At 41.3% G+C, this 4,948-nt stretch carries 3 protein-coding genes and 2 pseudogenes; all 5 read left to right on the top strand.

Going from position 1 to position 4,948, the window contains the following annotated elements; genetic code table 11:
* On the top strand, nt 1-1,223 hold a 1,223-nt coding region (locus DSOL_RS28290), incomplete at its 5' end, for a hypothetical protein (protein ID WP_207649681.1).
* A 66-nt stretch (nt 1,224-1,289) separates the two neighbouring features.
* Nucleotides 1,290-1,733, top strand: a pseudogene (locus DSOL_RS29340) (leucine-rich repeat domain-containing protein); the annotation flags it as partial.
* A 132-nt stretch (nt 1,734-1,865) separates the two neighbouring features.
* A pseudogene (locus tag DSOL_RS29335) lies at nt 1,866-2,786 on the top strand (cell wall-binding repeat-containing protein); the annotation flags it as partial.
* A 1,295-nt stretch (nt 2,787-4,081) separates the two neighbouring features.
* Nucleotides 4,082-4,321 (top strand): RNA polymerase sigma factor, encoded by a 240-nt coding sequence (locus DSOL_RS25485; RefSeq protein ID WP_075367507.1) that lies wholly within the window; start codon nt 4,082-4,084, stop codon nt 4,319-4,321.
* A gap of 81 nt (nt 4,322-4,402) precedes the next feature.
* Nucleotides 4,403-4,948, top strand: a 546-nt coding sequence (locus tag DSOL_RS25480; protein ID WP_139314625.1) for a DUF5050 domain-containing protein, incomplete at its 3' end; no start/stop codon positions are given.

Genomic DNA, 4,948 nt, shown 5'->3' with positions numbered 1-4,948 from the left:
TCCTCCCGGGTGCCATGACATTATCAGTTAACTCAACATATAATACGGGAGAAAATATTGTAATAAATTGGACTGCATCAGCAAATGCAACCAAATATGGTCTTACTGTTTGGAAAGCTCCCTATACGACTGATCAATACGCAGTTTGGGATAATTATGTCACAGGAACTTCTAAGGATATAGGAACATTGCCGGCTGGAAGTTATCTAGTTCAAATGAAACCCTACAACTCTGCAGGAGGGGGCCCAAATACCAATATAGCTAGTTTTTCAGTAACAGCACCAGCAGCTACAGTTCAACCTGTTGTCACTGTATCTCCGACCGCCCTGCCTGGTGCTATGACACTTTCAGTTAATGCAACATATAAAACTGGAGAAGACATTGTAATTAATTGGGCAGCATCAACAAATGCAACCAAATATGGTCTTACAGTTTGGAAAGCTCCCTATACTACTGATCAATACGCTGTTTGGGATCATTACGTCACCGGAATTTCTAAGGATGTAGGAGCATTGCCGGCTGGCAATTACTGTGTAGCAATGAAACCATACAACTCCGCAGGAGGAGGTCCGGGAAGCAATGTCGCTTATTTTTCAGTAACAACAGCAACACAATCAGTTCCAAAAAGTTCTGGTGGTGACTATTACGTACTTTTTATGAATGATATGGATCTAAATGTTGCGGGAACTAAACTGGGAGAAGCTGTGGGACACGTCGGTCTGTTTTTTTACACAACGGATCGAACTAATTCAGGTCTAAATTATTATTTTTCATATGGTTCTTATCAGCCCAATGGGATACTGGAAGGTCTTATAACGAAAACGATACTTGCTGATACAAAAATATTTAGGGGGAATTCGTCAACTGACTATGCAAGTTATTTAAAAAACAAAGGGTATGATAGATTCATAGCTTTTAAAATCAGTAGCCGAGACCTTTACATGAAGATGATGGGAAAAGCAATTGATTTAGCTGGAATTGCAAATGTTTATGATTTGGCGACAAACAACTGCTTTCAAAATGCATGCAAAGTAATGTCCGTCGATAGTCAGTATTTTAATATGTGGACTTCAGGTAATGCTGTTCTTGACATTGGATTAGAGCCGGATAATGCTTTTGATACAATCGCTAATTATTATAAAACATCACCTATATATATAGATAAAATAAATAGCAACAATTTTACGTCAACTATCGTTTCTGATTCGATCCGTGATAATTGAGGACTAACCAGGTGGTGGCTTTCGACTATAAATTCAAAGATGCTTTTACTTACGTGCTGAATCAAAATGAAAGAAGGGGATATTATTAGAATATTTAAAAATAACATATTTAATTTATTTCTTGTCGGTTTAATGATGATATCAATATTTTTGTGTTGGAGCAGTCAAACACAAGCAGCAACAGACGGTGATTATACTTACACTGTGACAGACGGAGAAGTTCAAATTACGAAGTACTCAGGTTCTGGTGGAATCGTTACAATACCAAGTACATTGTCTGGATTTCCGGTGACTAGTATCGGCGATGATGCTTTCGTAGATTGGTCAGGCACAAGCATAACCAGTATTAGTATTCCTCAAGGAGTTACAAGTATCGGCAATACAGCTTTTTGGGGTTGCAAAGGCTTAACTAGCATTAGCATTCCACAAGGGGTAATAAGTATCGGCAACGGAGCCTTTTCCAATTGCACAGGCTTAATTGCTATTAGTTTTAACTCTGCAACAACAACAATATATGATGATGCAAATACAATTCCAGACGCAACAAAGATTATAGGATATGACCCATCTACCGCAAAAGATTACGCTACAAAATATAACCGGATATTTGAAGTTATAGACGCGAACACGAATCCGGTAAACAGTGTACGGAGATTATTTGGACAAGACCGAATAGATACGGCTCTGGCTATTTGCAAAGCTACTTATCCGGATAAGGTTGCTAATGTTATACTGGCGACCGCCGATAATTATCCCGATGCACTAGCCGGAAGTGTGCTGGCCTACAAGCTGAATGCACCCATCTTACTGGTTGGAAGTTCAGATGCTGATCAAGAAAAGGTCCTGAACTACATGAACTCCAACTTAGACCCGGAAGGAACCGTCTATATCCTAGGAGGCACCGCCGTCGTCAGCAGTGCCATGGAAGGTAAAGTAACCGCAAGTGGCTTCACAAAGATCACCCGATTAGGTGGAACAGGCAGATATGAAACGTCCGTCAAAATAGCGGATCAATTAGGGGTCAAGACTGGAACGTCGGTAGTACTGGTCAGTGGAGAAAACTATCCTGACGCTCTATCCATTAGCAGCATCGCAGCGGAAATGCAGAATCCTATCCTCTTAGTTCAAAAGGATGGCCTCAGTGACGCTGTCAAACAAGAAATTGCCGCAATCAAGCCCACAAAAGTCTATATAATTGGAGGAGAAGGGGTCATCAGCGCAACCGTCGAAAACCAAGTCACTCAACTCGCAGGTGTAGATCAAACAAATATTGTGAGAATCGGAGGGATCGATCGGTATGCAACGTCCTTGGCGGTAGCCCAATACTTCAAATTAACCGGAAATGTCTGTGTAGCCACCGGCAACAACTTCCCGGATGCCCTGGCCGGAAGTGTCTATGCGGCTAATCACAATGCTTCAATTATTCTAGCCGACGGCAGCTTGTCTGATCAGGTCATAAATTATCTTAGGACAAAAAAACTGACAGGAGCAACCCTATTCGGCGGAGAAGCAGTCATCGGTAAAGGTATTGAGCAGCAACTCGGACAACTGATTGGACAGTAAAAGTATAATAGGGTACCAACAGTATTTTAACAAAAGTAAAGGCTGAGATATATTCTGGAGGCAAAAAGCTGGTTTTCCTTGCTCTTTAAGGAGAACCAGCTTTCAGTTTATCGGTTGGTTTAAAGATGCTGAACAGACTCGGAACATTGCAAGCACTCACAATTAATAAAATTATTTCACTTATTATAAATCCAAAATCAATTTGAAGACGTCTATTCTATATAGTGTAAAAAAGAAGAGGGTTCAAAAAATCTGGAACAGCCGTTAAGGCTGAAAATCTTATGGAGTGAAAGTCTCCTATCACCAATTAGCCGATTCAGGTGATTAGCATATCCGGAACGTAGGGAGGTAACAAACTACGGTGTGTTCGGAAGTAAAAGTCACAGCGGCCTATATTACATAGAGAATATACGGTCGGTACAGTCAGGGTGGCGAGCAAACTTAGAGGTCAGAAGGATTTAACGAATACTGCAGTCCCGAAATGACCCCCCTTCAGAAACTGTTGAAGGAATTATGCTAAGCGTCGACCCATTGGGTTTTTGGGGAAGACCGAAGTTCTGTGGGAAGAAACGGCTAAATACACCACAGAAGCAGCCGGGATATGGGTTCTGACATCTAAGGAAAGATTTTCAGAGATAACAACGGGAAGATCCTACTTCCAGATGGGATGGCAACAACCATCGAAGACCCGCCTTATAGGGTACAACCGAAAAAGGATGGGAGGATTTAGGATTGGCGCATGAGGTAGTAGTAGCGAAGAGAGAGGGGTAATGCCTTCTTAAGTACAAGGGAATTGTACTTTCAATAAGGTAACACCTTGTAGAAGCAAAGGACCTCTGGACACTTGGGGGCCTCAGAGAAGCGCAGTACTCCGAGACTGATAACGCATCTCTTTAATGAAGGCTAACCCTTGAGTAAACCATATAACCAATGGGTGTATATGTTGCCAACATTTAAACCTAGGGTTATAGGGGAAGGCTCTTGGGATAAACCTGGGGTGAGAACCGGACTCGGGAAATCCGACCGTCCGGGATCGCAGGGAGGCTGCAGGAAACGTGACTTATTCAAAGAAGTGCGCGCGCCTGCTTTCTATCCCGACAATAATAACTCTCACTCTTTTATTGGATTGGTTTGCGAAAGATAACCAATGCCTGTGGAAGAAGCAAAGCGGATTCTGCGGATTATTCTTTTCAAAAAATAAATCTTAAACGGAAAAATATGTCGAATAATAAAAATTATTGAAAAAACGTTTATGTCATACTATACTGAAATGGATTATATCGAGGTGTCAAAAGATGGATGATGGAAGCACCAAAGGTAAGATAATTAAAATTGTCACAAGACTTAAAAGCGGAGATAAGCAGGCATTTGAGGAGCTTTATGAGCTTACGCACAACAAGGTCTATTTTCTTGCGTTGAAAATGGTGCGCAACCATGAGAATGCTCTTGGACCGGCAACTGCGGCGAAAATACTCTCAACTGTCAACGCAGGAATGCATATTGTTGTTGCCTCCATGGCGCAAACAGCATCCTAGGCTTCAAAAATTTATCTTTTACACAAAGTTGCCGACCTATTATGTATGAATTTTAAAATTATCTAAAAGGGGGAATCTTCTATGAGAAAACTGTCAAAGAAAATAATACTGGTAAGCACACTACTCATAATTACAATTCTTATATTGGCTGGTTGTAGTTCGGCAACCACTCCGTCAAGTTCTCAGTCATCTTCGGCATCTACTGCTGCAGTAAATACGATCGGCAATACACCAGGTAATCTTGTAAACGGTGGCAGTGTCGCGCAGCAGGGCGACTGGTTTTATTATATAAATTATAGCGACAATCTTTATCTCTATAAAAACCGCACGGACGGCACAGGCAGAACAAAATTAAACAGTGATAAGTCCTGGTATGTCAACGTAGTGGGCGACTGGATTTATTATATAAATAATAGCGACAATGGTTATCTCTATAAAATCCGCACGGACGGTACCGGTAAAACAAAATTAAACGGTGATCAGTCCTATGAACATATCAACGTAGTGGGCGACTGGATTTATTATGCAAATTTTAGCGACAAGGATTATCTCTATAAAATCCGTACGGACGGCACGGGCGAAACAAAATTAAACAATGACAAGTCCCAGTCTATCAACGTAGTGGGC

The sequence above is a fragment of the Desulfosporosinus metallidurans genome (genome assembly GCF_001936615.1).
Lineage (GTDB): Bacteria > Bacillota > Desulfitobacteriia > Desulfitobacteriales > Desulfitobacteriaceae > Desulfosporosinus > Desulfosporosinus metallidurans.
Note: the sequence above shows the minus strand (reverse complement) of the source record. Positions and strands in the feature narration are given on the sequence as shown.